20 protein-coding genes are annotated in these 25,995 nt (G+C 61.3%); 14 read left to right on the top strand and 6 right to left on the bottom strand.

All coding sequences use genetic code 11. The annotated features are described in order from the left end of the window. Nucleotides 1-98: 98 nt before the first annotated feature. The 13 genes from SB725_RS11310 (at nucleotide 99) to SB725_RS11250 (ending at nucleotide 13,317) form a co-directional block, all read left to right on the top strand. Nucleotides 99-833 (top strand): glycosyltransferase family 2 protein, encoded by a 735-nt coding sequence (locus tag SB725_RS11310; protein WP_410921769.1) that lies wholly within the window; start codon nucleotides 99-101, stop codon nucleotides 831-833. After that, a complete protein-coding gene (locus SB725_RS11305) occupies nucleotides 830-1,777 on the top strand; it encodes a glycosyl transferase (protein ID WP_027922075.1) in 948 nt (315 codons plus the stop codon). Before SB725_RS11310 ends, SB725_RS11305 begins: the two co-directional genes overlap by 4 nt. Then, a complete protein-coding gene (gene hutH / locus SB725_RS11300) occupies nucleotides 1,758-3,302 on the top strand; it encodes a histidine ammonia-lyase (protein WP_027922076.1) in 1,545 nt (514 codons plus the stop codon). The genes SB725_RS11305 and hutH overlap by 20 nt, the downstream gene beginning before the upstream one ends. Next, a complete protein-coding gene (locus SB725_RS11295; RefSeq protein ID WP_410921768.1) occupies nucleotides 3,295-3,720 on the top strand; it encodes an acyl-CoA thioesterase in 426 nt (141 codons plus the stop codon). Before hutH ends, SB725_RS11295 begins: the two co-directional genes overlap by 8 nt. Nucleotides 3,721-3,887: 167 nt before the next feature. Next, the gene (locus tag SB725_RS11290) at nucleotides 3,888-4,466 is read left to right on the top strand and encodes an outer membrane lipoprotein carrier protein LolA (RefSeq protein WP_027922078.1); all 579 of its coding nucleotides are present in this window, start codon (nucleotides 3,888-3,890) and stop codon (nucleotides 4,464-4,466) included. Beyond that, entirely contained in the window at nucleotides 4,450-6,792 is a 2,343-nt protein-coding gene (locus tag SB725_RS11285) for an MMPL family transporter (protein WP_410921767.1), read from the top strand. Before SB725_RS11290 ends, SB725_RS11285 begins: the two co-directional genes overlap by 17 nt. Beyond that, the gene (locus tag SB725_RS11280; protein ID WP_027922080.1) at nucleotides 6,789-7,949 is read left to right on the top strand and encodes a hypothetical protein; all 1,161 of its coding nucleotides are present in this window, start codon (nucleotides 6,789-6,791) and stop codon (nucleotides 7,947-7,949) included. The genes SB725_RS11285 and SB725_RS11280 overlap by 4 nt, the downstream gene beginning before the upstream one ends. Beyond that, on the top strand, nucleotides 7,936-9,183 hold the full coding sequence (locus SB725_RS11275; RefSeq protein WP_027922081.1) for an NAD(P)/FAD-dependent oxidoreductase: 1,248 nt from the start codon (nucleotides 7,936-7,938) through the stop codon (nucleotides 9,181-9,183). The genes SB725_RS11280 and SB725_RS11275 overlap by 14 nt, the downstream gene beginning before the upstream one ends. Before the next feature lie 49 nt (nucleotides 9,184-9,232). Next, nucleotides 9,233-9,715 (top strand): hypothetical protein, encoded by a 483-nt coding sequence (locus SB725_RS11270; protein WP_027922082.1) that lies wholly within the window; start codon nucleotides 9,233-9,235, stop codon nucleotides 9,713-9,715. After that, nucleotides 9,712-10,908: a beta-ketoacyl-[acyl-carrier-protein] synthase family protein gene (locus SB725_RS11265; RefSeq protein ID WP_410921766.1), complete on the top strand. Its 1,197-nt coding sequence runs from the start codon at nucleotides 9,712-9,714 to the stop codon at nucleotides 10,906-10,908. Before SB725_RS11270 ends, SB725_RS11265 begins: the two co-directional genes overlap by 4 nt. Continuing rightward, the gene (locus tag SB725_RS11260; RefSeq protein WP_410921765.1) at nucleotides 10,905-11,366 is read left to right on the top strand and encodes a hotdog family protein; all 462 of its coding nucleotides are present in this window, start codon (nucleotides 10,905-10,907) and stop codon (nucleotides 11,364-11,366) included. Before SB725_RS11265 ends, SB725_RS11260 begins: the two co-directional genes overlap by 4 nt. Then, entirely contained in the window at nucleotides 11,363-12,091 is a 729-nt protein-coding gene (gene fabG, locus SB725_RS11255) for a 3-oxoacyl-ACP reductase FabG (protein ID WP_027922085.1), read from the top strand. The genes SB725_RS11260 and fabG overlap by 4 nt, the downstream gene beginning before the upstream one ends. Beyond that, complete coding sequence (locus SB725_RS11250) at nucleotides 12,091-13,317, top strand: beta-ketoacyl-ACP synthase (protein WP_027922086.1); 1,227 nt, start codon at nucleotides 12,091-12,093, stop codon at nucleotides 13,315-13,317. The genes fabG and SB725_RS11250 overlap by 1 nt, the downstream gene beginning before the upstream one ends. A 204-nt stretch (nucleotides 13,318-13,521) precedes the next feature. Here the strand turns inward: SB725_RS11250 and SB725_RS11245 are convergent, their stop codons facing one another. Together SB725_RS11245 and SB725_RS11240 are read right to left on the bottom strand one after the other, a co-directional pair. Then, a complete protein-coding gene (locus SB725_RS11245) occupies nucleotides 13,522-13,965 on the bottom strand; it encodes a DUF2846 domain-containing protein (RefSeq protein WP_027922087.1) in 444 nt (147 codons plus the stop codon). A 399-nt stretch (nucleotides 13,966-14,364) separates the two neighbouring features. Beyond that, entirely contained in the window at nucleotides 14,365-15,261 is an 897-nt protein-coding gene (locus SB725_RS11240; RefSeq protein WP_027922088.1) for a LysR family transcriptional regulator, read from the bottom strand. 119 nt (nucleotides 15,262-15,380) lie between these two features. Here SB725_RS11240 and SB725_RS11235 point away from each other — a divergent pair, with 119 nt between their 5' ends. After that, nucleotides 15,381-16,655 (top strand): MFS transporter, encoded by a 1,275-nt coding sequence (locus SB725_RS11235; protein ID WP_027922089.1) that lies wholly within the window; start codon nucleotides 15,381-15,383, stop codon nucleotides 16,653-16,655. Nucleotides 16,656-16,832: 177 nt separating this feature from the next. Here SB725_RS11235 and hemE read toward each other — a convergent pair whose 3' ends face one another. The 4 genes from hemE to SB725_RS11215 all read right to left on the bottom strand — a co-directional run bounded on the left by hemE (nucleotide 16,833) and on the right by SB725_RS11215 (nucleotide 25,988). Then, nucleotides 16,833-17,900, bottom strand: a complete 1,068-nt coding sequence (gene hemE / locus SB725_RS11230; RefSeq protein ID WP_027922090.1) for a uroporphyrinogen decarboxylase — start codon at nucleotides 17,898-17,900, stop codon at nucleotides 16,833-16,835. Between the two features lie 248 nt (nucleotides 17,901-18,148). After that, a complete protein-coding gene (locus SB725_RS11225) occupies nucleotides 18,149-19,567 on the bottom strand; it encodes an FAD-dependent oxidoreductase (RefSeq protein ID WP_027922091.1) in 1,419 nt (472 codons plus the stop codon). A gap of 33 nt (nucleotides 19,568-19,600) precedes the next feature. Continuing rightward, nucleotides 19,601-24,046: a glutamate synthase large subunit gene (gene gltB / locus SB725_RS11220; protein ID WP_059181771.1), complete on the bottom strand. Its 4,446-nt coding sequence runs from the start codon at nucleotides 24,044-24,046 to the stop codon at nucleotides 19,601-19,603. Between the two features lie 349 nt (nucleotides 24,047-24,395). Next, nucleotides 24,396-25,988 carry an SPOR domain-containing protein gene (locus SB725_RS11215; RefSeq protein ID WP_027922093.1) on the bottom strand — a complete coding sequence of 531 codons (1,593 nt, stop codon included), beginning with the start codon at nucleotides 25,986-25,988 and terminating at the stop codon, nucleotides 24,396-24,398. Nucleotides 25,989-25,995 lie beyond the last annotated feature (7 nt).

Below are 25,995 nucleotides of genomic sequence, written 5' to 3'. Positions count from 1 at the left end.
ACCCCCTATATCCCGGAAAACCGCACATACCGGTTTACGACCGCTTCGCGGCCGGACGCAGGCTTAGCCAGCAGCTACAAGGTTGAGGTGTGATTGGTATGCATAGCCCCTGCGCCGTAATTCCGGTCTACAACCACGAAACCGCCATCACCACGGTGGTTGACGCGGTGATTGCCAGTGGCCTGCCGTGCATTCTGGTGGACGATGCCAGCGATCAAGCCTGCGCCAGAGTGCTCGACCGATTGGCGCAGCGCGAGATGGTCAACCTGATCCGCCTTACTGCCAACCAAGGCAAGGGCGGCGCCGTCATGACCGGCCTGCGCGAAGCCTCACGCCTGGGTTTCAGCCACGCGCTGCAAGTCGATGCCGACGGACAGCACGACCTGCAGGACGTGCCGCTCTTCATCGAGCAGTCACACGCCCACCCGGATGCGGTGATCTGCGGTTACCCGCAATACGACGCCAGCGTGCCTAAAGGTCGTTTGTATGCCCGCTACCTGACGCACGTCATGGTGTGGATCAATACGCTGTCCTTGCAGATTCGCGATTCCATGTGCGGCTTTCGCGTCTATCCATTGCCGCCGACTCTGGAGCTGATCGACTCGGCGAAGATCGGCAAACGGATGGACTTTGATTCCGACATTCTGGTGCGCCTGGCCTGGCGCAACCTGCCGATGCAATGGTTGCCGACCCGGGTTCATTACCCGCTCGACGGCGTCTCGCATTTCCGCCTGTTCCACGACAATGTGCTGATCTCCAGCATGCACACACGGCTGTTTTTCGGCATGTTGCTGCGGGCACCGGTGATCCTCTGGCGACGGTGGCGGGCATGAGCAGTGACGTAGATAAAAAGCACTGGGCCGATCGCCAGGAGCGAGGCAGCTTCTGGCTGATGAAGCTCACTGCGTTCGGCGCCAAAGTGCTGGGCCGGCGGCTGTTGAGCCCGATTTTGTACGGCATCGTCCTGTACTTTTTCCTGTTCGGACGCAGCGCGCGCCACAGCGCCTGGCAGTACCAGCAACGTCTCGTCGACTGGAGCGGTCGCGCGGAACTGCGCCCCACCCATTGGCGCGTGTTCGGCCAGTTCATGGCGTTCGCCGACTCCATGCTCGACAAGCTCGACGTGTGGAACGGCAAGCTGAGCATCGACCAGATCGAAATCATCGACTCGGCGCTGCTGCGCAATCAACTGCGCGGCACTCGTGGGCAAATGCTGGTGGGCGCGCATCTGGGCAATCTCGAAGTCTGCCGCGCACTCGCGGAAATCGGCGAAAAAGTCACGATGAACGTGCTGGTCCACACCAAGCACGCCGAGCAGTTCAACCGCTTGCTCGGCGAGGCCGGTGCAACCAATTTGCGACTGATACAGGTCAGCGAGCTGGACCCGGTGATCATGCTGCAATTGCATGAGCGGCTCGAGCGTGGCGAATGGCTGGCGATTGCCGGCGACCGCGTGCCGCTGCACGGCGGACGCAGTGTGACCGTGGATTTTCTCGGCCACCCGGCGGCGTTCCCTCAGGGGCCGTGGCTGCTCGCCGGTTTGCTGAAATGCCCGATCAATCTGCTGATGTGCCTGAAAAAACCATCGGGCCAATATCGCGTGACCCTCGAACCGTTTGCCGAGGCCGTGGTGTGGAAACGCAGCGATCGCGAACAGGTCATTCATCAGTGGGCGTCCCGCTACGCCGAGCGCCTGGGTCACTATTGCCTCGAAGCGCCCCAACAATGGTTCAACTTTTACCCTTTCTGGAAGACCGATGACGACGCCAACGCATGAGCCGGTAACCTTCGGCGAACTCCCTTTGCGCATCGAAGACGTGCTGGCCCTGGCCAACCGTCAGGTGCCGACGCAGTTGCAGGGCGATCCCGCGTACCGCGAGCGTATCGCCAAGGGCGCGCGATTCCTCGATTCCCTGCTGGACAAGGAAGGCGTGATCTATGGCGTGACCACTGGTTATGGGGACTCCTGCGTGGTCGCGGTGCCGCTGCATCACGTCGAGGCGCTGCCCCGTCATCTGTATACCTTTCACGGCTGTGGCCTGGGCAAACTGCTCGACGAACAAGCCACCCGAGCGGTGCTCGCCGCGCGTTTGCAGTCGCTGTGCCATGGCGTGTCCGGGGTGCGCGTGGAACTGCTGGAACGCCTGCAAGCGTTCCTCGAACACGACATCCTGCCACTGATCCCGGAAGAAGGTTCGGTCGGTGCCAGCGGTGATCTGACGCCGTTGTCCTACGTTGCCGCAACGCTGTCCGGTGAACGCGAAGTGATGTTCCGAGGTGAACGCCGACAAGCCGCCGACGTGCATCGTGAACTGGGCTGGCAGCCGTTGGTACTGCGACCGAAAGAGGCACTGGCGTTGATGAACGGCACCGCCGTGATGACCGGCCTCGCCTGCCTGGCCTTCGCCCGCGCCGATTACCTGCTGCAACTGGCTACCCGCATCACCGCACTGAACGTGGTGGCGTTGCAGGGCAACCCGGAACACTTCGACGAGCGCCTGTTCGCCGCCAAACCGCACCCGGGGCAGATGCAAGTTGCCGCGTGGCTGCGCAAGGATCTGGCGATCGACGCGCCGACCGCGCCACTGCACCGCCTGCAAGACCGTTATTCCCTGCGTTGCGCGCCCCACGTCCTCGGCGTGTTGGCGGACAGCCTGAACTGGCTGCGCTCGTTCATCGAAATTGAACTCAACAGCGCCAACGACAATCCGATCATCGACGCTGAAGCCGAGCGCGTTTTGCACGGCGGGCATTTCTACGGCGGCCACATCGCGTTCGCCATGGACAGCCTGAAAAACCTGGTGGCCAACGTGGCCGACTTGCTGGATCGGCAACTCGCGTTGCTGGTGGACGAGCGTTACAACCATGGCTTGCCGAGCAATCTGTCCGGCGCCAGCGCTGACCGGGCGATGCTCAACCACGGCTTCAAGGCCGTGCAGATCGGCACCAGCGCCTGGACCGCCGAAGCACTGAAAAACACCATGCCTGCCAGCGTTTTCTCGCGCTCTACCGAGTGTCACAACCAGGACAAAGTGAGCATGGGCACCATTGCCGCCCGCGATGCGATTCGTGTGCTGGAGCTGACCGAACAGGTCGCCGCCGCGACTTTGCTCGCAGCCAATCAGGGCGTGTGGCTGCGCAGCAAGGCCGAGGATGCTCGCCCATTGCCGCCAGCCCTGGCCGCCATGCACGAGGAACTGGCCAAGGACTTCCCGCCGGTCATCGAAGATCGCGCACTGGAAGGCGAATTGCGCCTGTGCCTGAAACGAATTGCCGAGCAACACTGGAGGCTGCATGCGTAGCAAGGGAGTGCTTCACACCGATACGGAAATCCAGGTGCCGTTCTTTGACGTCGACACCATGCACGTGGTCTGGCATGGCCATTACGTCAAATATCTGGAAGTCGCCCGTTGCGCGTTGCTGGACAAGATCGGCCATAACTACACGGCGATGTCCGAGTCGGGTTACGCCTGGCCGGTGATCGACCTGCAACTGCGCTACGTGCGTGGCGCAGTGTTCGGCCAGAAACTGAACGTGCGGGCAAATCTGGTGCAGTGGGAGAACCGGTTGAAGATCAATTACCTGATCAGTGACCTGGAAACCGGCGAACGCCTGACCCGCGCCAGCTCCGTGCAAGTCGCCGTCGACATGGCCAGCCGCGAAATGCAGCTGGCCTCACCGAAGGTCTTTACCGACGCTGTCGAAAGGACGCTGGCATGAATCTGCTTACGACTCTCTATAGCAGCCTGCGTTCGATCTGTAGCAGCTGGCGAAGCCTGCGTTCGGCTGCGCAGCAGTCGCCCTGCGTTTTTGCTGAAGCACCGCATGTGAAGGTTTTACGACGGCTTCGCCGCCGGACGCAGCCTCGCGGGCTCAGCAGCTGCTACATGTTTGTGGTGATGCTCGGTTTCTCTTCACTTGCGCAGGCATTTGATTCGCAGCAGTTGAGCGATCAACTGGCCAAACCCGATGTCATCCACGGTAACTTCATCCAGGAAAAACACCTGCGCGCCCTGCCCCAACCGCTGACCAGCAAGGGCACGTTCGTTCTCGCAAAAAATCATGGCCTGCTGTGGCTGCTGAAAACCCCGCTGCAACAGGATTACCGCATCACCGCCAACGGCATCGCCCGACGCGACGCCAGCGGTTGGCAAATGCTGCCGGACAAGAGCGCCGGCGCCGAGCAGAACCGCTTGTTCCTCGCCGTGCTGCAAGGCGACAGCAGCGGTTTGCAGCGTGACTTCGAGCTGTCATTGAGCGGCGACGCGCAGAACTGGAAGCTGACGTTGATCCCGCGCTCGCTGCTGCTCAAGCAAGTGTTCAAGCAGATCAACATCACCGGCAGTGAATTGGTGAGCACCATCGAACTGCTGGAAACCCAAGGCGACAGCACCCTGTTACGCATGCAGGACAGCACCAGCGCCCAACCCTTGAGCACTGCGGAGCAACATGACTTTGCCGAGTGAACGCAGGCTGCCATGGCTATTCCTGATCCTGCTGCTGGCAGTGCTCGCGCTCGCCGGTTGGCAATGGCGCGATGGCGCGCCGCTGTCGGCCAACCTGATGGAACTGGTGCCGGGCACGGCGCCGGATGCGCTGGAACTGCGCGCCGAACAACGCATGCAAGAACCGCTGAACCGCGAAATGCTGGTGTTGGTCGGCCATAAGGATCGCGAGCAAGCCATCGCCATGGCGCAGAAACTCGGCGAGCAATGGCAGGCCAGCGGTCTGTTCGAGAAGGTGCAGTGGACGTTACAAGCCGACTTGCCCGCACTGCGCACGCAACTGCTGCAAGGCCGATTGGCAATGCTGTCCGAGGCGGATCGACAGCAACTGATCGAGCATCCAGACGTCTTCATCCAGCAACGGGTTCAGGCGCTGTTCGACCCGTTTACCGGCTTCAGTCTGGTGCCGAGCCAGGATGACTGGTTGGGCCTGACCGGACGCATCCAGAACAGCCAACCGCAACACGGCGCCGTGCAACTGGACATTGGCAGCGGCGCGTTGATCGCCGACGCCGACGGCAAGAGCTGGGTGATGCTGCGGGCAAAAACCACCGGCAATGCGTTCGACATGAGCCTGCCGCTGCAAGTGGCCGACCTGCTGAAACATAGCCGCGAACAAGCGGCGCAGTCTGACGTGCAATTGCTGGCAGCCAGCGGATTGCTCTACGCCGCGAGCGGTCAGCAACAAGCCACCCGCGAGATGACATGGGTCGGCGGCGGCGCCACGCTGGGGATATTGGCGTTGCTGTTGCTGGCCTTCCGGCGATGGCGGGTATTGCTCGCGTTCGTTCCGGTGCTGGTGGGCATGCTGTTTGGCGCGGTGGCCTGCGTGGCGTTGTTCGGCCATATGCATGTGATGACGCTGGTGCTCGGCTCCAGCCTGATCGGTGTGGCCGTCGACTATCCGCTGCATTACCTGTCGAAAAGCTGGAGCCTGAAACCCTGGCACAGCTGGCCCGCGTTGCGCCTGACGCTGCCGGGCCTGACGCTGAGCCTGATCACCAGTTGCATCGGTTACCTGGCGCTGGCGTGGACACCGTTCCCGGCCCTGACCCAGATCGCCGTGTTCTCCGCCGCCGGTTTGCTGGGTGCCTATCTGTCCGCCGTTTGTCTGTTGCCGGCACTGCTCAAGGGCGCCGATATCCGTCCAGCACAATGGCCACTGCGTCTCTGCGAATGTTTGCTGAGCCTGCGTGACGCGCTGCTCAAACAGGCCAGCACGCCGGTGCTGCTGGCCCTGCTGATTGCCTTCTGCGTGGGCGGTCTGCTGAAACTCGACAGCAAAAACGACATCCGCCAATGGATCGGCGCACCGCAGCAATTGACTGACGAAGCCAAGACCATTGCGCGCATCACGGGTTTTCAACCGACTAGCCAGTTCTTCCTGGTGCGCGGCGCCAATCAGCAAGAACTGCTGGAGCGTCAGACCGCGTTGAGCGAGCGGCTGAATCAGTTGGTGAACCTGGAAAAACTTCAGGGTTACCTGTCGCTGAATCAGCTCGTGAGCCAGCCAAGTGAACAGCAGCAAGTGCGTAATGCACTGAGTAAACTGCCGCAGTTCTGGCAACCGCTGCTCGCCGTCGGCGTACCGGCCGAAGCGCTGCATGCCGAGCTGACGAAATTGCAGGCGTTGCCCACCGAAGACATCGATGCCGCACTGCTCGGGCCGCTGGCTGAACCTTATCGTCCACTGTGGCTGGGGCCGACCGATGACGGTGGCGTGGCAGCGATGGTCAGCCTGCAAGGGCTCAACGACCCGACCCTGTTACGCGTTCAGGCGTTGGACTTGCCCGGCGTCAAACTGGTCGACCGCCTCGGTGAATTGAACAGCGTTTTCGCCGCGACACAGATCAGCGCAGCAGAGCTCAAACTCGCCTCCTGCGCACTGATCGTGCTGGTGTTGATGCTACCATTCGGTTTCGGCGGTGCCCTGCGCATCGTCGCCCTGCCACTGCTCGCCGCGCTGTGCAGCCTGGCCAGTCTCGGCTGGCTGGGGCAACCGTTGACGCTGTTCAGCCTGTTCGGCCTGCTGCTGGTGACGGCGATCAGCGTCGATTACGCAATCCTCATGCGCGAACAGGTCGGCGGCGCCGCTGTGAGCCTGCTCGGCACCTTGCTGGCAGCGCTGACCACTTGGCTGTCGTTCGGTCTGCTCGCCGTATCAAGTACCCCGGCCGTGAGCAATTTTGGATTGTCAGTGAGCCTGGGGCTGGCTTTCAGTTTCATCCTGGCGCCATGGGCGGGCCGACATCTGCACACGGCTCCGGTTGCGGAGTCAGCCGCATGATGATCGCCCTGTTCTGGCTGATGGCCCTCGCGCTGTTCGCCGTGGCCACCCGTGTCGGTCGTCATTTTGGCCTGATCCCGATCGTCAGCCAGTTGCTGCTGGCGACCTTCGGCCTGCCGCTGCTGATGTACCTCTGGATCGAGCCCGGCTGGCAGCTCAGCGGCGCTGAACTGATCTCGCCGACATGGCTGAAAAACCTCTACAGCCTGAGCTTTGCCTTGCTGCTGGGGCACATTCTCAGCGACGTGATCGACCTGCGGCTGGACCGCCAGAGCCTGAAAATCGCCCTGCCGAGTTTTTGCGTTCCGTTCGCGGGCGGGTTGGCGACGGCGGTGTGGTTGCTGCCTGCGCAATCGTGGATCAGTTCATTGGCGGTGGGCCTGGTGTTCGCCATCACCGCGATTCCGGTGCTGTATTTGTACCTGCGCCACATCAACTACCCGCCCGACGCCACCCGGCGCCTGGTGCAGACCGCGATCCTCATCGACCTGGCGTGCTGGACGCTGTTCGGCTTCGCTCAAGGCAGCCTGCACCTGAGCAGTTTGCTCCTGCCGCTGGCTGGCGCCTGCCTGCCGGTGCTGTTGCGTGTGCTCGGTCTGCGTCAGCCGTTGCTGCACAGCGGCTGTTTTTTCGCGCTGCTGGTGGTCGCCGAGCACTTCAAGCTCAATGCGCTGATTTTCGGCATCGGTTATCTGCTGTGCATGGCCGCGCTGAAAGTACCGCTGGTGTGGCCAATGTCCGCAGTGTGGATGACCCGTCTGCAAACCTGGATCGCCATTCCGCTGATCCTCACGTTCGGCATTGTGCAGATCAACGTTCACGCCGCCATGACCAGCCTGAGCTGGCTACAACTGGCCGCATTGCTGCTGTTGCCGATTGCCAGCAAACTGCTGGGCAACTGGCTGGGTCTCGGCTGGGCCGGCGCCTCCTTTGAAGGCGCCAGTCGCTGGCGGGAAAGCTTGCTGCTGAACATTCGTGGCTTGAGCGAGATCGTTTTTCTCAACCTGCTGCTGCAACAACAGCTCATCAGCCCGGCGCTGTACTTTGCGCTGATGGTGATGGGCCTGATCGCGACGCTGCTGCCGGCACTGGCCGGCATGCACAGCCCCCCTTTGAACATCGCCGCCCCGGCAAGGAGCCCCCGTGCCAACAGTTGAAATGCAACGTCGCCAGGTCGTCGTCATCGGCGCGGGGCCCTCGGGCGCCATCGCTGCCGCGCTGCTCAAGCGTAACGGTCATGATGTGCTGATGATCGAGCGCCAGCACTTCCCACGGTTCTCCATCGGCGAGAGCCTGTTATCGCATTGCCTGGATTTCGTTGAAGAAGCCGGCATGCTCGAGGCCGTGAACGCTGCAGGTTTCCAGCTTAAAAACGGCGCCGCCTTCGCCTGGGGCGAGCAGTACAGCGCCTTCGATTTTGGCGACACGTTCAGCCATGGCAAGCCGACCACGTTCCAGGTGCAACGGGCCGATTTCGACAAGCTGCTGGCCGATCAGGCTGCGCTGCAAGGCGTAGAGGTGCGTTATGGCGAAGCCATCGTCAGCGTCGATTTCGACTTGCCCAAGCCGCAGCTCGAGGTGCTGCGCGAAGACGGCAGCCAGTACCGCGTCGAAGCGGATTTCGTGCTCGACGCCAGCGGCTACGGTCGTGTGCTGCCGCGCCTGCTGGACCTTGAAGCGCCGTCGAATTTTCCGGTGCGCCAGGCCGTGTTTACCCATATCGAAGACCACATCGACAGCCCGTCTTTCGAGCGGGAAAAGATCCTGATTACGACCCACCCCATCCATCGCGACATCTGGTTCTGGACCATCCCGTTCAGCAACGGTCGATGTTCGGTGGGCGTGGTCGCGGCCGCTGAACATTTCGAAGGCCGCATGGAGAATCTGGACGAGTGCCTGCGCGGGTTCATCGCTGAAACCCCAAGCCTGGCTGGCGTACTGAAAAATGCCGTGTGGGACACGCCCGCACGCACCATCGGCGGCTACTCGGCCAACGTCAAAACCTTGCACGGCCCGGGCTTTGCGCTGCTCGGCAACGCCGCGGAATTCCTCGACCCGGTGTTCTCCTCCGGCGTGACCATCGCCATGCGCTCGGCGAGCATGGCCGCGGGCGTGTTGCATCGCCAACTGCAAGGGCAAAGCGTGGACTGGCAGAGCGAGTTCGCCGAACCGCTCAAGCGTGGCGTCGACACCTTCCGTTGCTACGTCGAGGGCTGGTACGCCGGGACCTTCCAGGATGTGATCTTCCACACAGGCGGCTCACCGGATATCCGCCGCATGATCAGCGCCATTCTCGCCGGTTATGCCTGGGACGAACGCAACCCGTTCGTCAGTGAACCCAAGCGTCGGCTGCGCATGTTGTCAGAACTCTGCGCCAGAGATGTCACATGAATGACAGGACCGCCTGTTTGCGGTGCAACTCCCTTGAAGGTAATGCCTGATGATCCGTTTTCTGCTCCTGGGCTGCCTGCTGTTGCTGAGCGCTTGCGCCAGCCAGGCACCGCTGCCCGAGCACATCCCGAAGCTGTCGTTGCCGCTGCAACTGCACATCCAGCGCCTGGAAGCCGCGCAACGTCAGGACTGGGTATTGGTGATCCAGCAGGAAGAGGTGGGGCTTCGCTGGTCGATGATGGATCTGCTGGGCATTCCACAAGCGCGGCAGAAACTGATCGATGGCAAATGGCACGCCGATGGTCTGTTGCCGCCCAACCCGGAAGCCCGGGAGCTGTTCGCCGCGTTGCTGTTTGCCCTGACCCCCAAGGACGAACTGTCGGGTAATTACCCCACTGCCTGGCAGCACGGCAGGCAACGCTCGCTGCCAACACACTGGGACGTCTTATATTCACAGCCCATGACCTTTGAATTGAACCTGCCCAAGGGGCCCCGGTATGAAGTCACGCCGCTGAGCGGGGAAGCACCATGACAGCCTACTTGAATGCCCTCGGGGTGATCTGCGCATTGGGTCGTGGCAAACACGAGGTTGCCGCCAATCTGTTTGCCGGCGATTGCTCGGGCCTGCGCGTCGAAACCGGCTGGGTGCCAGAGCGCGCCTTGCCGGTAGCGGCAGTGAGCGGCGAACTGCCGTCGATTCCGCTTGAGTTGAAAGTGCAAGACACTCGCAACAACCAATTGCTGATGGACGCCGCACTGCAAATTCGCGACGAGATTGATCAGGCGGTCCAGACCTACGGCCGTGATCGGATCGGCGTGATTCTGGGCACCAGCACCTCGGGTATCGATGAGGCCAGCCGTGGGTTGGCCCATTACATCCGTGAACATCAATTCCCTGCCGAGTACGACTATCAGCAACAGGAACTCGGCGCGCCGGCCAGCTTCCTCGCCGACTGGCTGCAATTGAGCGGTCCGGCCTATGTGATTTCCACCGCCTGCACCTCCAGCGCCCGGGCGCTGATGAGTGCCCAGCGCCTGCTGGACCTGGGCCTGTGCGACGCGGTGTTGTGCGGCGGCGTCGACAGCTTGTGCAAACTGACCCTCAACGGCTTCTCGGCCCTGGAAGCGGTGTCCGGACAACGCTGCAATCCGTTTTCAGTCAACCGCAACGGCATCAACATCGGCGAAGCCGCCGTGTTGTTTCTGATGAGCAAAAACGCAGGAGATGGCCAGGCCATTGCCTTGCTCGGCAGCGGCGCCAGCTCCGATGCGCACCATATCTCCGCGCCGGAACCGACCGGTCGTGGTGCACTGCAAGCCATGAGCAAAGCCCTGAACCGGGCAAACCTGCAACCGCAGCAGATCCATTACCTGAACCTGCACGGCACCGCGACCCAGCATAACGACGCCATGGAAAGCCTCGCCGTGGCGACGCTGTTCCCGCAAGGCGTACCCTGCTCATCGACCAAGCCGATGACCGGTCACACCCTCGGCGCTGCCGGCGCTCTGGAAACCGCGTTCTGTTGGCTGAGCCTGAGCCCGGACAATCGCGACCACGCCCTCGCGCCTCATCTCTGGGACGGCCAGCCCGACCCGCTCCTGCCCGCGCTGCATTGGGTGACCCCGGCCGATCGCCTGACGTCCATTGCACCTCGCTATTTGATGAGCAATTCCTTTGCCTTCGGTGGCAACAACGTCAGCCTGATTATCGGAGATGCACCATGATTGACTGGCCGCTCGCCGAGTTGCTGCCCCACGCTGGCGACATGATCCTCATCGAGCAGATCCTGGCGTTCGATGACGAGCAGATTCACACCCGCCTCACCGTCAGACCCGGCGGCCTGTTCAACCGTCCCGACGGCAGCCTGCCGGCCTGGGTCGGCATCGAGATAATGGCCCAGAGTGTTGCCGCCTACGCCGGTTGCCATGCGCGCCAGCGCGGTGATGCGGTGGCGCTGGGCTTTCTGCTGGGCAGCCGTAAATTCGAGTGCAACGTCGAGCACTTTCCGGCGGGTATGGAACTGACCATCCACGGCCTGCGCTCGCTGGAAGACGACAATGGCATGGGCGTGTTCGAATGCCATATCAACGCCCCGGGCATCCACGCCAGCGCGCGCCTGAACGTGTTTCGTCCGCCTCAGGCCGCTCAATATCTACATGAACCCGAAGGAGTCCAGTCATGACTGAACCTGTACTGGTCACCGGTTCCAGCCGTGGCATCGGCCGCGCCATCGCCTTGCGCCTGGCTCAGGCCGGGCACGACATCGTGCTGCATTGCCGCAGCGGCCTCGCGGACGCCATCGCGGTAAAAGGCGAAATCGAAGCCTTGGGCCGCCATGCACGCGTCCTGCAGTTCGACGTTTCCGACCGTGCCAGCTGCAAAGCCATTCTCGAAGCCGACGTCGAAGCCCACGGCGCCTATTACGGCGTGGTGCTCAACGCCGGCCTGACCCGCGACGGTGCTTTTCCGGCGCTGAGCGAGGATGATTGGGATGTGGTGATGCGCACCAACCTCGACGGTTTCTACAACGTGCTGCACCCGGTGATGATGCCGATGATCCGTCGTCGCGCCGCCGGGCGAATTGTCTGTATCACTTCGGTGTCGGGGTTGATCGGCAACCGTGGCCAGGTCAACTACAGCGCCTCCAAGGCCGGCCTCATCGGCGCAGCCAAGGCGCTGGCGATTGAATTGGGCAAGCGTAAAATCACCGTCAACTGTGTCGCGCCCGGCCTGATCGACACCGCCATGCTCGACGAAAACGTGCCCGTGGAAGAACTGATGAAAATGATCCCCGCACAACGCATGGGCACCCCGGAAGAGGTGGCTGGCGCGGTGAATTTCCTGATGTCGGCGGAAGCGTCGTACATCACCCGGCAGGTTCTGGCCGTCAATGGAGGCCTGTGCTGATGAAGCGCGTTGTCGTCACCGGCATGGCCGGCATCACTTCACTGGGCAGCGACTGGGACACCATCGCAGGGCACTTTGCGGCCAATCGCAGCGGCATTCGGCGCATGGACGAGTGGGATCGCTTTACCGAACTCAACACGCGCCTGGCCGGCCCGATCGATGACTTCAAGATCCCGAGCCACTGGACCCGCAAGCAATTGCGCAGCATGGGCCGGGTGTCGCGGCTTGCGGTGGGCGCGGCCGAGCAAGCGCTGGCCGATGCCGGATTGCTGGGCGACGAGTCGATCAAGGACGGGCGCATGGGCGTCGCGTGCGGCTCGTCCACCGGCAGCACCGACGAGATCAAGGCATTCGGCAACATGCTGCTCAACTCGGTGGCCGAAGGCCTGAACGCCAACTCCTACGTGCGGATGATGCCGCACACCACAGCTGCGAATATCAGCATTTTCTTCGGCCTCACCGGCCGTTTGATCCCGACGTCGAGTGCCTGTACCAGCGGTAGCCAGGGCATCGGTTACGCCTATGAGTCGATCAAATTCGGCCGCCTGCCGCTGATGCTGGCGGGCGGCGCCGAAGAGCTGTGCCCGACCGAAGCCATGGTCTTCGATGCGCTGTACGCCACCAGCCTGAAAAACGACGCCCCGCAATCCACCCCTCGTCCTTATGACAAGGGTCGCGACGGTCTGGTGATCGGTGAAGGCGGCGGCATGCTGGTGCTTGAAGAACTGGAACACGCACTGGCTCGCGGCGCGCGCATCCACGCCGAACTCGTCGGCTTCGGCAGCAACGCCGACGGTCAGCACACCACCCGTCCCGAGCAACTGACCATGCGCCGGGCCATGGAGCTCGCGCTGGAAGACGCCGGACTGCAACCGTCGGACATCGGCTACGTGAACGGCCACGGCACCGCAACCGAACAAGGCGACATTGCCGAAACACTGGCCACCAGCGCGTTGTTTGGCGAACACATGCCGATCAGTTCGCAGAAAAGCTTCCTCGGTCATACGCTAGGCGCCTGCGGTGCACTGGAATCCTGGTTCAGCATCGAAATGATGAACCGCGATTTGTATGCCCACACGTTGAACCTCGACGAGGTCGATCCGCATTGCGGCAAGCTCGACTACTTGCGCGGGGAGTTTCGGCAGATGAGTAATGAATACGTGATGAACAACAACTTCGCGTTTGGTGGCGTCAACACCTCATTGATCTTCCGTCGTTGGCGCTGACCTGAACCACGTTTGGAGTAAAAGGAATGACGCTTTTGCGTTGTTTGTCATGGCCGGTGCTGGACTGCCACATAAGCGAAAGCGAGCGCTATCAGGATCTACTCAAGAAGGGAGTGTGGCGTGGCGATGGGGGATGAGTTAGCGCGACGGGTGTGATGTTGCTTGGTACGGCCCCTGCACTGGATGCAGGGACCGTCCCGATACTTACTGAGCTTGAATCAACTTGCTTTCAGCAACGCCAGCACGACCGGTCTGGTCATCAACCACTTGCAGGTTGTTGCGTGCCTTGATGAAGCCCACTTTCACTTCCTGCCAGACAAAGTAGTTCTTGCCGGCTTCTGCGGTGAGTTTCAGTTCGGAATCGTTTTCCGCCGAGGACACCAGGGTCTGCTGACCAGCCGGGACGGCCAACATCAGGTACGACTTGGCGACGGTCTGGCCGACCGGTTTACCGTTCAGCGTCACCGGCATTTTCACCCCGGCGCCCATGCTTTCGTTGCGATAAACGTAGATGTTGGCTTTGTCCGGGGCGACCTGGAAGGTCTTCGCCTGAGCGTCCTGAGTGTCATCCGCCATTTTTACCGAAGCACAACCACCGGTCAGCGCCATCATGGCCAGCAACGCGGTAAAAGTTAATTGCTTGAACATCCTGTATCTCCATTGTTTGTGATGAGTCCGAAACCGTTATCGGCTGATCAGAAAAAAGGCGAAGGGATGTATCAAAAAAACATGGCAAGCACCAAGGCGTGAATTTTCGCGGCATCAGAAGTGCTGAAGGCGATAGCGTCCGAGGTGGTGTTGCGTGGGGATCGGGTACAAATAGACTGAAGTGGGTCATGCTAAAACGACAAAGGGCGCCTTTCGGCGCCCCTTCACAAACAGGCCGGCTTGTCATCGCCCTGTACCTGTCTGGCTCTGCGATGGCTGGGTGCCCAGGATCCTCAGAGTCTCACAAGCCCCTTTCGGGAACGGCGCGAGTATTGCGCGAAACAGAACTCAGGGCAACGACTGGCCATTCGCCTCGCTAGGCCTGAAGTGTCCCCACGCTTAAGTCCCTTCAACCTTACGCGTCAACAACTCGACAAACGCCTTGGCCATCGGCGATTTCTGATCCTTGCGCTGCACCAGCCACACCGCCGACACCGCCGCGGGGTCCAGCAACGGTCGATACACCACGCCATCGATGCGCATCCGCTGATACGACGCCGGCAGCACCGACACCCCAAGCCCCGCTGCTACCAGGCCGATAATGGTCATCGCCTCGCCCGCCTCTTGCGCAAAGTGCGGACTGAAACCCGCATCGCGGGCCAGGCTGAGCAATTGTGCGTAGAGACCGCTGCCATAGCTGCGTGGGAAAAAGACGAAAGGCTCGAGGGCCAGTGCTGACAGAAACAGTCCATCTTCGCTGCCATTGACCAAGGGGTGCTTGGAGCTGAGCACCGCCACCAGTGGCTCGCGCATCAGCTCCACGACGCTGAGGGAATCCGGCAACCCCAACGGTCGCATGATGCCGACCTCGATCGACTCGTCGACCAGCGCATCGGCGACCTGGGTGCTGCTCAGCTCCCGCAAATTAAGGTGCACCGCCGGGAAGCGCTGGCGGAACGAAAAAATCGCCTGAGGAATGGTCGAGTTGAACGGTGCAGAGGACGTGAAACCGATCTTCAGTTCACCGAGTTCACCCAGTTGCGCACGCCGCGCCACGTCGGCGGCTTTGTCGACTTGCGCCAGCGCCAATCGCGCCTCTTGCAGAAACAACCGACCGGCTTCGCTGAGCTCGACCCGACGATTGGTTCGCTCGAACAAGCGTGCGCCAACCTCGGCCTCCAGTGCCTGAATCTGTTGGCTCAGCGGCGGCTGAGAGATGCCCAGCACCTGAGCGGCGCGGCCAAAGTGCAGTTCTTCGGCGACGGCGATGAAGTAGCGCAGGTGACGCAATTCCATGAAAACCCCATTAGGTCGTAAAAGCTCTCAAACAGGTCGAACAATATATTGGATTGAATCATTAGGCAGCTATATGATTTTTTCATTGCCTGCCCGGCTGCGTCCCTCCGAGGTTCAACGTGAAAACTGCTGTCGCTCCACTCGCCCATGAAGTTCCGCCCGCCGTGGCGGACGATGTCGTCGCCGAGCTGAAGGAGATTTACATCGAAAAAGGCACGCCGATGTTCATGCGCACCGTGCTGGCGCTGTTCTCCGGCGGCTTCGCGACCTTCGCGTTGCTCTATTGCGTGCAACCGATGATGCCGCTGCTGTCCCACGAGTACTCGATCAACGCGGCGCAGAGCAGCCTGATCCTGTCGGTCGCGACCGGCATGCTCGCCATCGGCCTGCTGATCACCGGCCCGATCTCCGACCGTGTTGGCCGCAAACCGGTGATGGTTGCCGCATTGTTCGCCGCCGCGCTGTGCACCATGGCCAGCGCGATGATGCCGAGCTGGCACGGCGTGCTGGTGATGCGCGCACTGATCGGTTTGTCATTGAGCGGCCTGGCAGCGGTCGCCATGACGTACCTGAGCGAAGAGATTCACCCACAGCACATCGGCCTGGCCATGGGTTTGTACATCGGCGGCAACGCGATTGGCGGGATGAGCGGGCGCTTGATCACCGGCGTGTTGATCGACTTCGTCAGCTGGCACACGGCGATGCTGGTGATCGGCGGCCTGGCGCTGATCGCCGCAGCGGTGTTCTGGAAAATCCTTCCCGAATCCCGTAACTTTCGCGCCCGCTCGCTGCACCCGCGCAGCTTGCTCGACGGCTTCACCATGCACTTTCGCGATGCCGGTTTACCGTTGTTGTTCCTCGAAGCCTTTGTGTTGATGGGCGCGTTCGTCACGCTGTTCAACTACATCGGCTACCGCTTGCTGGCCGAGCCGTATCACATGGAGCAAACCTTCGTCGGACTGCTCTCGGTGGTGTACCTCTCGGGGATCTACAGCTCGGCGAAGATCGGTTCGCTGGCTGACAAGCTGGGTCGCCGCAAAGTGCTCTGGGCGACGATTGTGCTGATGCTCGCCGGCCTGGCGCTGACCCTGTTCACACCGCTGCCGGTAGTGATCATTGGCATGCTTATCTTTACCTTCGGCTTCTTTGCCGCGCACTCCGTGGCGAGCAGCTGGATCGGCCGTCGGGCGATCAAGGCCAAGGGGCAGGCGTCTTCACTGTATCTGTTCAGCTATTACGCCGGGTCGAGCATTGCGGGTACTGCCGGGGGCGTGTTCTGGCATTTGGGTGGCTGGAACGGAATCGGGTTGTTCATTGGCGGGTTGCTGGTGATTGCGCTGCTAGTGGCGTTGAAACTGGCGAAGTTGCCGCCCCTGGGCGGAGTGAAAGCCTGACGCATAACCCATGCAGGAGTGAACCTGCTCGCGATAGCGGAGTGTCAGCCAATACATTCAGCGACTGATTTACCGCTATCGCGAGCAGGCTCACTCCTACATTTGATCTGCGCCCGACATTGGATCGTGCAAACAAAAACGCCCGGCATTAGCCGGGCGTTTTTTATTGGACGACGATCACTCGTGATACTGCGCCGACAACTCATGCACCGCGCGCAAGAACGCACCCGCGTGTTCCGGATCAACTTCCGGGGTGATGCCATGACCCAGGTTGAACACGTGGCCGCTGCCTTTGCCGTAGCTGGCGAGGATGCGCCCGACTTCGGTGCGAATGGCTTCCGGTTTGGCGTACAGCACGGTCGGGTCCATGTTGCCTTGCAGCGCGACTTTGTTGCCGACGCGATCACGGGCGCTGCCGATGTCGCAGGTCCAGTCCAGCCCCAAGGCATCAGCGCCAGCGTCGGCGATGCTTTCCAGCCACAAACCGCCGCCCTTGGTGAACAGGATCACCGGCACCTTGCGGCCTTCGTGTTCGCGGATCAGGCCGCTGACGATCTTTTTCATGTAGGCCAGGGAGAATTCCTGGTACGCCGCCGCCGAGAGGCTGCCGCCCCAGCTATCGAAAATCTGCACGGCTTGCGCACCGGCCATGATCTGGCCGTTGAGGTAGCTGGTGACCGTCTGCGCGAGTTTGTCTAGCAGCAGGTGCAAGGCTTGCGGGTTGTCGTACAGCATGGTTTTGGTCTTGCGGTAGTCTTTCGACGAGCCGCCTTCAACCATGTAGGTGGCCAGGGTCCATGGGCTACCGGAGAAGCCGATCAACGGCACACGACCGTTCAGTTCGCGGCGGATGGTGCTGACCGCGTCCATGACGTAGCCGAGGTCTTTGTGCGGATCAGGAATCGGCAGGGCTTCGATGTCGGCCAGGGTGCTGACGACTTTCTTGAAGCGCGGGCCTTCACCGGTTTCGAAGTACAGGCCCTGGCCCATGGCATCGGGGATGGTCAGGATGTCGGAGAACAGGATCGCCGCGTCCAGTTGCGGATAGCGGTCGAGCGGTTGCATCGTGACTTCGCAAGCGAACTCCGGGTTCATGCACAGGCTCATGAAGTCACCGGCCTTGGCACGGCTGGCGCGGTATTCAGGCAGGTAGCGACCGGCCTGACGCATCATCCACACAGGGGTGACGTCTACGGGTTGCTTGAGCAGGGCGCGAAGGAAACGGTCGTTCTTCAGGGCAGTCATGTCGGCATCCGGAAAAAAAGTGCGGGCATTTTCTCAGAGCGCGACGCAAAAGGCACGGTTGCAGGTCAGCCTTTTGTCTATCGGGTCAATTTGTCGCGGTGAAACCCGGTTTTCGCAACACCACAAACCATTGTGGGAGCTGGCTTGCCTGCGATGCAGACACCTCGGTTTGTCAGTTAGACCGAGGTGATGCTATCGCTGGCAAGCCAACTCCCACAGGTATTGCATTTCAATCAGGTGGAACGGGTTTAGACGCCCAGGTAATCCAGGATCCCTTCAGCCGCATTGCGGCCTTCGAAGATCGCGGTCACCACCAGGTCAGAACCGCGAACCATGTCGCCACCGGCGAAGATTTTCGGGTTGCTGGTCTGGTGCTTGAACTTGCCTTGTTCCGGGGCCACTACGCGGCCCTGGCTGTCGGTCTGGATGTCGAACTGTTCGAACCACGGCGCCGGGCTTGGGCGGAAACCGAAGGCGATGACCACGGCGTCGGCCGGGATGATCTCTTCGGAGCCCGGGATCGGCTCAGGGCTGCGACGGCCACGGGCGTCCGGTGCGCCGAGACGGGTCTCGACCACTTTCACGCCTTCGACGCGGTCTTCACCGACGATCGCAATTGGCTGGCGGTTGTAGAGGAATTTCACCCCTTCTTCCTTGGCGTTCTTCACTTCTTTGCGCGAGCCCGGCATGTTCGCTTCGTCACGACGGTACGCACAGGTCACCGACTTGGCGCCCTGACGGATCGACGTACGGTTGCAGTCCATCGCCGTGTCGCCACCGCCGAGTACCACGACCTTCTTGCCTTTCATGTCGACGAAATCTTCCGGCGACTTTTCAAAGCCCAGGTTGCGGTTGACGTTGGCGATCAGGTAGTCGAGCGCATCGTGCACGCCCGGCAGGTCCTCACCGGCAAAGCCGCCCTTCATGTAGGTGTAGGTGCCCATGCCCATGAACACGGCATCGTATTCTTCGAGCAGTTGCTCGACGGTCACGTCCTTGCCCACTTCGGTGTTCAGGCGGAACTCGATGCCCATGCCGGTGAAGACTTCGCGACGATTGCTCAGCACGGTCTTTTCCAGCTTGAACTCGGGGATGCCGAAGGTCAGCAGGCCACCGATTTCCGGGTTCTTGTCGAACACCACCGGGGTCACGCCGCCACGTACCAGCACGTCGGCACAGCCCAGGCCTGCAGGACCGGCCCCGATGATCGCGACACGCTTGCCGGTCGGCTTGACCTTGGACATGTCCGGGCGCCAGCCCATGGCGAACGCGGTGTCAGTGATGTACTTCTCGACCGAACCGATGGTTACCGCGCCGAAGCCGTCGTTGAGGGTGCAGGCACCCTCGCACAGACGATCCTGCGGGCACACCCGGCCGCACACTTCCGGCAGGGTGTTGGTCTGGTGCGACAGCTCGGCGGCCTGGAGGATGTTGCCCTCGGCCACCAGCTTCAGCCAGTTCGGAATGAAGTTGTGCACCGGGCACTTCCATTCGCAATACGGGTTACCGCAACCCAGGCAGCGGTGGGCCTGATCAGCCGAATGCTGGGGTTTGAAGGGTTCGTAGATCTCCACGAACTCTTTCTTGCGTTGACGCAACAGTTTCTTCTTCGGATCTTTGCGCCCGACATCGATGAACTGGAAGTCGTTATTCAGACGTTCAGCCATTGTTAAAACCTCATCAAACTCTTCAGGCGCATATCACTGCGGGTTGGCACGGGTGCTGGAAAGCAACGATTTCAGGTTGGCAGCCTTGGGCTTGACCAGCCAGAAACGACGCAGGTAGTCGTCGAGGTTTTCAGCGAGGTTACGACCCCATTCGCTGTCGGTTTCCTCGACGTATTCGTTCAGCACGCGTTGCAAGTGGCTGCGATAGGCTTCCATCGCCTCACCGCTGATCCGCTGGATTTCCACCAGTTCGTGGTTGACCCGGTCAACAAAGGTGTTGTCCTGGTCGAGCACGTAGGCGAAACCGCCGGTCATGCCTGAGCCGAAGTTGTAACCGGTCTTGCCCAAGACGCAGACGAAACCACCGGTCATGTACTCGCAGCAGTGATCGCCAGTGCCTTCCACAACCGTGTGGGCGCCGGAGTTACGCACGGCAAAACGCTCGCCTGCGGTGCCGGCGGCGAACAACTTGCCCCCAGTGGCGCCGTACAGGCAGGTGTTGCCGATGATGGCACTGTCCTGAGTCTTGTAGACGCTGCCCTTCGGCGGAACGATGACCAGTTTGCCGCCGGTCATGCCTTTGCCGACGTAGTCGTTGGCGTCGCCTTCCAGGTACATGTTCAGGCCGCCGGCGTTCCACACACCGAAGCTCTGACCGGCCGTCCCTTTGAAACGGAAGGTGATCGGCGCGTTCGCCATGCCTTGGTTGCCGTGCTTGCGCGCGATTTCACCGGAGATCCGTGCGCCGATCGAACGGTCGCAGTTGCAGATATCCAGGGCGAAATCGGCGCCGCTCATGTCGTTGATGGCCGAGGTGGCCATGTCGACCATTTTCTCGGCCAGCAGGCCTTTGTCGAACGGCGGGTTGCGGTCCACCTGGCAGAATTGAGGCTTGTCTGCCGGGATGTGATCGCTGCCCAGCAACGGCGTCAGGTCCAGGTGTTGCTGCTTAGCGGTCTGGCCTTCGAGGACTTCCAGCAGATCGGTACGACCGATCAGCTCTTCGAGGGAGCGCACGCCCAGCTTGGCCAGCCACTCACGGGTTTCTTCGGCGACGTAGGTGAAGAAATTCACCACCATGTCGACGGTGCCGATGTAGTGATCCTTGCGCAGCTTCTCGTTCTGAGTCGCGACGCCGGTGGCGCAGTTGTTCAGGTGGCAGATACGCAGGTATTTGCAGCCCAGTGCGATCATTGGCGCGGTGCCGAAGCCAAAGCTTTCAGCGCCGAGGATCGCAGCCTTGATCACGTCGAGGCCGGTTTTCAAGCCGCCGTCGGTTTGTACCCGCACTTTGCCGCGCAAGTCGTTGCCGCGCAGGGTCTGGTGGGTTTCAGCCAGGCCGAGTTCCCACGGAGCACCCGCGTATTTGATCGAAGTCAGCGGCGATGCGCCGGTGCCGCCGTCGTAGCCGGAGATGGTGATCAAGTCCGCGTAGGCCTTGGCCACACCGGCCGCGATGGTGCCGACGCCCGCTTCTGCTACCAGCTTCACCGAGACCAGCGCCTTCGGGTTGACTTGTTTCAGGTCGAAAATCAGCTGCGACAAGTCTTCGATCGAATAGATGTCGTGGTGCGGCGGCGGCGAAATCAGGGTCACGCCCGGCACTGCGTAACGCAGCTTGGCGATCAGACCGTTGACCTTGCCACCCGGCAACTGACCACCTTCGCCGGGCTTAGCGCCCTGAGCGACTTTGATCTGCAGTACTTCAGCGTTGACCAGGTATTCCGGGGTCACACCAAAGCGGCCAGTCGCAACCTGCTTGATTTTCGAGCTCTTGATGGTGCCGTAACGCGCCGGGTCTTCGCCGCCTTCGCCGGAGTTGGAACGCGCACCGAGACGGTTCATGGCTTCGGCCAGGGCTTCATGGGCTTCCGGCGACAGGGCGCCCAACGAGATACCGGCGGAATCGAAGCGCTTGAGCACCGATTCCAGCGGTTCGATTTCGCTGATGTCCAGCGGCGTGTCGAGGGTTTTGACCTTGAACATGTCGCGGATCATCGACACCGGACGGTTGTCCACCAGCGCAGTGTATTCCTTGAACTTGCTGTAGTCGCCCTGCTGCACAGCCGCTTGCAGGGTGTTGACCACGTCCGGGTTGTAGGCGTGATATTCGCCACCGTGGACGAACTTCAGCAGGCCGCCTTGCTGGATCGGCTTGCGCGGGCTCCAGGCTTCGGCGGCGAGCGCTTTCTGCTCGGCTTCGATGTCGACGAAACGCGCACCCTTGATGCGGCTCGGCACACCACGGAAGCTCAGCTCGCAAACTTCTTCGGACAGACCGATGGCTTCGAACAACTGCGCGCCGCGATACGACGTGATGGTCGAAATACCCATCTTCGACAGGATCTTCAGCAGGCCTTTGGTGATGCCTTTGCGGTAGTTCTTGAACACCTCATAGAGGTCGCCCAGCACTTCACCGGTACGGATCAGGTCGCCCAGCACTTCGTACGCCAGGAACGGATAAACGGCGGAGGCGCCGAAACCGATCAGCACGGCGAAGTGATGCGGGTCGCGAGCGGTCGCGGTTTCCACGAGGATGTTGGAGTCGCAACGCAGGCCTTTTTCGGTCAGGCGATGGTGCACCGCGCCAGTGGCGAGCGAAGCATGGATCGGCAACTTGCCCGGGGCAATGTGCCGGTCACTCAACACCACCTGGGTACGACCGGCGCGCACGGCTTCTTCAGCCTGATCGGCAACGTTGCGGATCGCCGCTTCGAGGCCGACGCTTTCGTCGTAGTTGAGGTCGATGATCGCGCGCTCGAAGCCCGGACGATCGAGGTTCATCAGCGAACGCCACTTGGCCGGGGAAATGACCGGCGAGCTGAGGATCACGCGCGAGGCGTGCTCCGGCGATTCCTGGAAAATGTTGCGCTCGGCACCGAGGCAGATCTCCAGCGACATGACGATGGCTTCACGCAGCGGGTCGATCGGCGGGTTGGTGACCTGCGCGAACTGCTGGCGGAAATAGTCGTACGGCGTGCGCACGCGCTGGGACAGCACGGCCATCGGCGTATCGTCGCCCATCGAGCCCACGGCTTCGTAGCCTTGCTCGCCGAGCGGACGCAGCACCTGATCACGTTCTTCGAAAGTGACCTGGTACATCTTCATGTATTGCTTGAGCTGATCGACGTCGTAGAACGCCGAACCATGGTCGTTGTCTTCCATGGTCGCCTGAATGCGCAGGGCATTCTTGCGCAGCCATTGCTTGTACGGGTGACGGGACTTCAGGCGGTTGTCGATTGCATCGGTGTCGAGGATCTGACCGGTTTCGGTGTCCACGGCAAAGATCTGGCCCGGACCCACGCGGCCCTTGGCGATCACGTCTTCAGGCTGGTAGTTCCAGACACCGATTTCCGAAGCCAAGGTGATGAAACCGTTCTTGGTGGTGACCCAACGCGCCGGACGCAGACCGTTACGGTCGAGCAGGCACACCGCGTAGCGACCGTCGGTCATGACCACGCCGGCCGGGCCGTCCCACGGTTCCATGTGCATCGAGTTGTATTCGTAGAACGCACGCAGATCCGGGTCCATGGTTTCGACGTTCTGCCACGCAGGCGGAATGATCATCCGCACGCCACGGAACAGGTCGATGCCACCGGTGACCATAAGCTCCAGCATGTTGTCCATGCTGGAGGAGTCGGAACCGACGCGGTTGACCAGCGGGCCGAGCTCTTCCAGGTCCATCAGATCGTTGGTGAACTTGGTGCGACGGGCCACGGCCCAGTTGCGGTTGCCGGTGATGGTGTTGATCTCGCCGTTGTGCGCCAGGAAGCGGAACGGTTGAGCCAGCGGCCATTTCGGCAGGGTGTTGGTGGAGAAGCGCTGGTGGAACACGCAAATCGACGTTTGCAGGCGCTCATCGCTCAGGTCTGGATAGAAGGCGGTCAAGTCCGCCGGCATCATCAGGCCTTTATAAATGATGGTCTTGTGCGAAAAGCTGCAGACGTAGTGGTCGGTATCGGCGGCATTGGCCACGGACGAGCGACGACGGGACGTGAACAGCTTGACGGCCATGTCCTGATCGCTCAGGCCTTCACCGCCGATGAACACTTGTTCGATCTGTGGCAAGCGCTCAAGGGCCAGGCGGCCGAGGACGCTGGTGTCGATCGGCACTTTGCGCCAGCCGACGAGGGTCAGGCCGGCCGCCAGGATCTCGCGGTTCATGTTCTCGCGAGCGGCTTCGGCTTTTACCGGGTCCTGGTTGAAGAAGACCATGCCCACAGCATATTGCTTGGGCAGTGTGACGCCGAAGGTTTCCTGGGCGATGGCACGCAGGAACACGTCCGGCTTTTGAATCAGCAGACCGCAACCGTCACCGGTCTTGCCGTCGGCATTAATCCCACCGCGGTGGGTCATGCAGGTCAGGGCCTCAATGGCCGTTTGCAAAAGGGTATGACTGGGCTCGCCCTGCATATGGGCTATCAGGCCGAAACCGCAGTTATCCTTGAATTCATCTGGTTGGTACAGACCTGCTTTCATAGACACTTTCTCACCAGGCTGCCTCTTGTCGAGGCAAATTTCTTTTCAATTCAACCACTTGCCATCCACGCCGAACGTTCGTCAGCTTTGCGGGAGCAAAAGGGAGGTCATTGTACACACCGACACTTACGCTCACAAATTTGACGACGAACTGTCGCAAATCTATGTCGCATTTGTGAAAGGTTTAAAGCGATCTGCTGTGCTAGTCAAAACTTTTTTAATTTTGACCGCACGACTCAAAGACTACTGTGACGCAGACACCACAAGGCACGCGGCCTGTAGAGGCGGCATGCACTTGTAGAAATTTTGAGGTGCCGGGAGAGGCGGCCTGGGTAAGGCCGCCGAATCTTCAGCGAGTTGTAGCCAGTTCCTGTTGGACGCTGGCGACAGTGCGAGGCCAAGGTTTACCAGCCTGAACCTTCGCTGGCAAGGCCTTGATGGCGGTAACGGCTGCATCGCGGCTGGCGAAGTTACCGTAGGTGATGACGTAAAGCGGCTTGCCGTTGAGGACTTTCTTGAAATAACGGTACTCGCCGCCCTGCTCTTTCACGAAGTTTTGTGCAGTCGTTTCGGAGCTGGTGCCGAGAATCTGCACCACGTAGTTGCTGGTCGGCTGACCGGCGTACCAAGTGCCACCCGCGGCCTTGGCGGCAGGGGCTGGCTTCTCGGCAGGCTTGGCGGCAGCCACAGCGGCTGGCTTGGCTGGCGCGGGAGCCGGCTTCACGGCCGGCGCAGTCGGGGCTGGCTTGGCGGTGGCGACCTGAGTCGGTGCTGGAACCGGTTTAGCGGCTGGCGTCGGCGCAGGACCCGGCTGAATGCCCGCTGGCGGCGCGACAGTGGTCACGGTTGGCGGTGTCGCGCTGGAACCCTCGACCGGCACGCCATCGTCGCCCTCGGTGATGCCACCGGCCGCTTCAGCCAACGGACCGCGCATGACCGGTTGCGAGTTGCCGACCAGCGGCAATGGCATCGGCTGCGAGTTACCGGCGAATTCGACGGAAGGTGCACCGCCGTTAGGCTGTGGCGAACCCTGTCCGAGCGGCAGTTGTGCCTGTTCGTTGGCAGGTGCGCCGGTGGTCGGTGCTTTGCTGCGACCCGGCATCAACCAGGCGGCGGCTACCGCGACCACGACAACGGCGGAAATCGCCAATACGTGTTTCTTCGGCATGTTAAACCCCATACTTGGACGCTTCACCGCTGAGCGGCTGGCAATCATGGCTTCGATCATTGCATCGCGGGCGACCTGGTTGATGTTGCCAGGCCAACCGTCGGAGCTTTCGTGAATATCAGAGATCTGATCCGCGGTGAAAAGTTCGATACCCCGACCGGCACCTTCGAGGCGCTGATCCAGATATTCGCGGGTTTCTTCTTCGGTGTAAGGCTGCAGCTCGATCACGTGGAAGCGCTCTTCCTCAAGGCTCAGCGCCTCAAGCTGAGCGATCAGCGACGACTCGCCAAACAGGAACACGTGCGGGCGACCTTCCGGTGCGCCGGCCGCCAGAGCCATGAGGGCTTCCAGCGCGGACTCGTCGAGCTGCTCGGCGTCATCCACCAGCAAATAGACTTCCTGACCGGTCAACGCCAGTTGCACCACTTGCGCCAGAATCGCGCCGATCTCGGCCTGTTCGACGTTCAGCGATTGAGCGACCTGGCGCAAGATGCCGGCCGAATCGCCCGCCCCGCGAGCGGAAACCACCACGCTCTGCACCGACTGCTTGTTGGTGCTGGCTACCAGAGCCTGGCGCAACAGGGTCTTGCCACTGCCTTGCGGGCCCGTGACCACCAGCAGCAGCTGGCTATAACGCGCCAGGTGATGCAGTTGCCCCAGCACCGGTTTGCGCTGGGCCGGGAAAAATTTGAAGCCAGGTACCCGTGGAGCAAAAGGGTCATGACTTAACTGGTAATGGCCGAGGAAAGCCTCGTCGGCATGCAAACTAGTCATCGGGATC

This window comes from Pseudomonas sp. SIMBA_041 (assembly GCF_046535095.1).
Taxonomy (GTDB): domain Bacteria; phylum Pseudomonadota; class Gammaproteobacteria; order Pseudomonadales; family Pseudomonadaceae; genus Aquipseudomonas; species Aquipseudomonas mucoides.
Note: the sequence above shows the minus strand (reverse complement) of the source record. Positions and strands in the feature narration are given on the sequence as shown.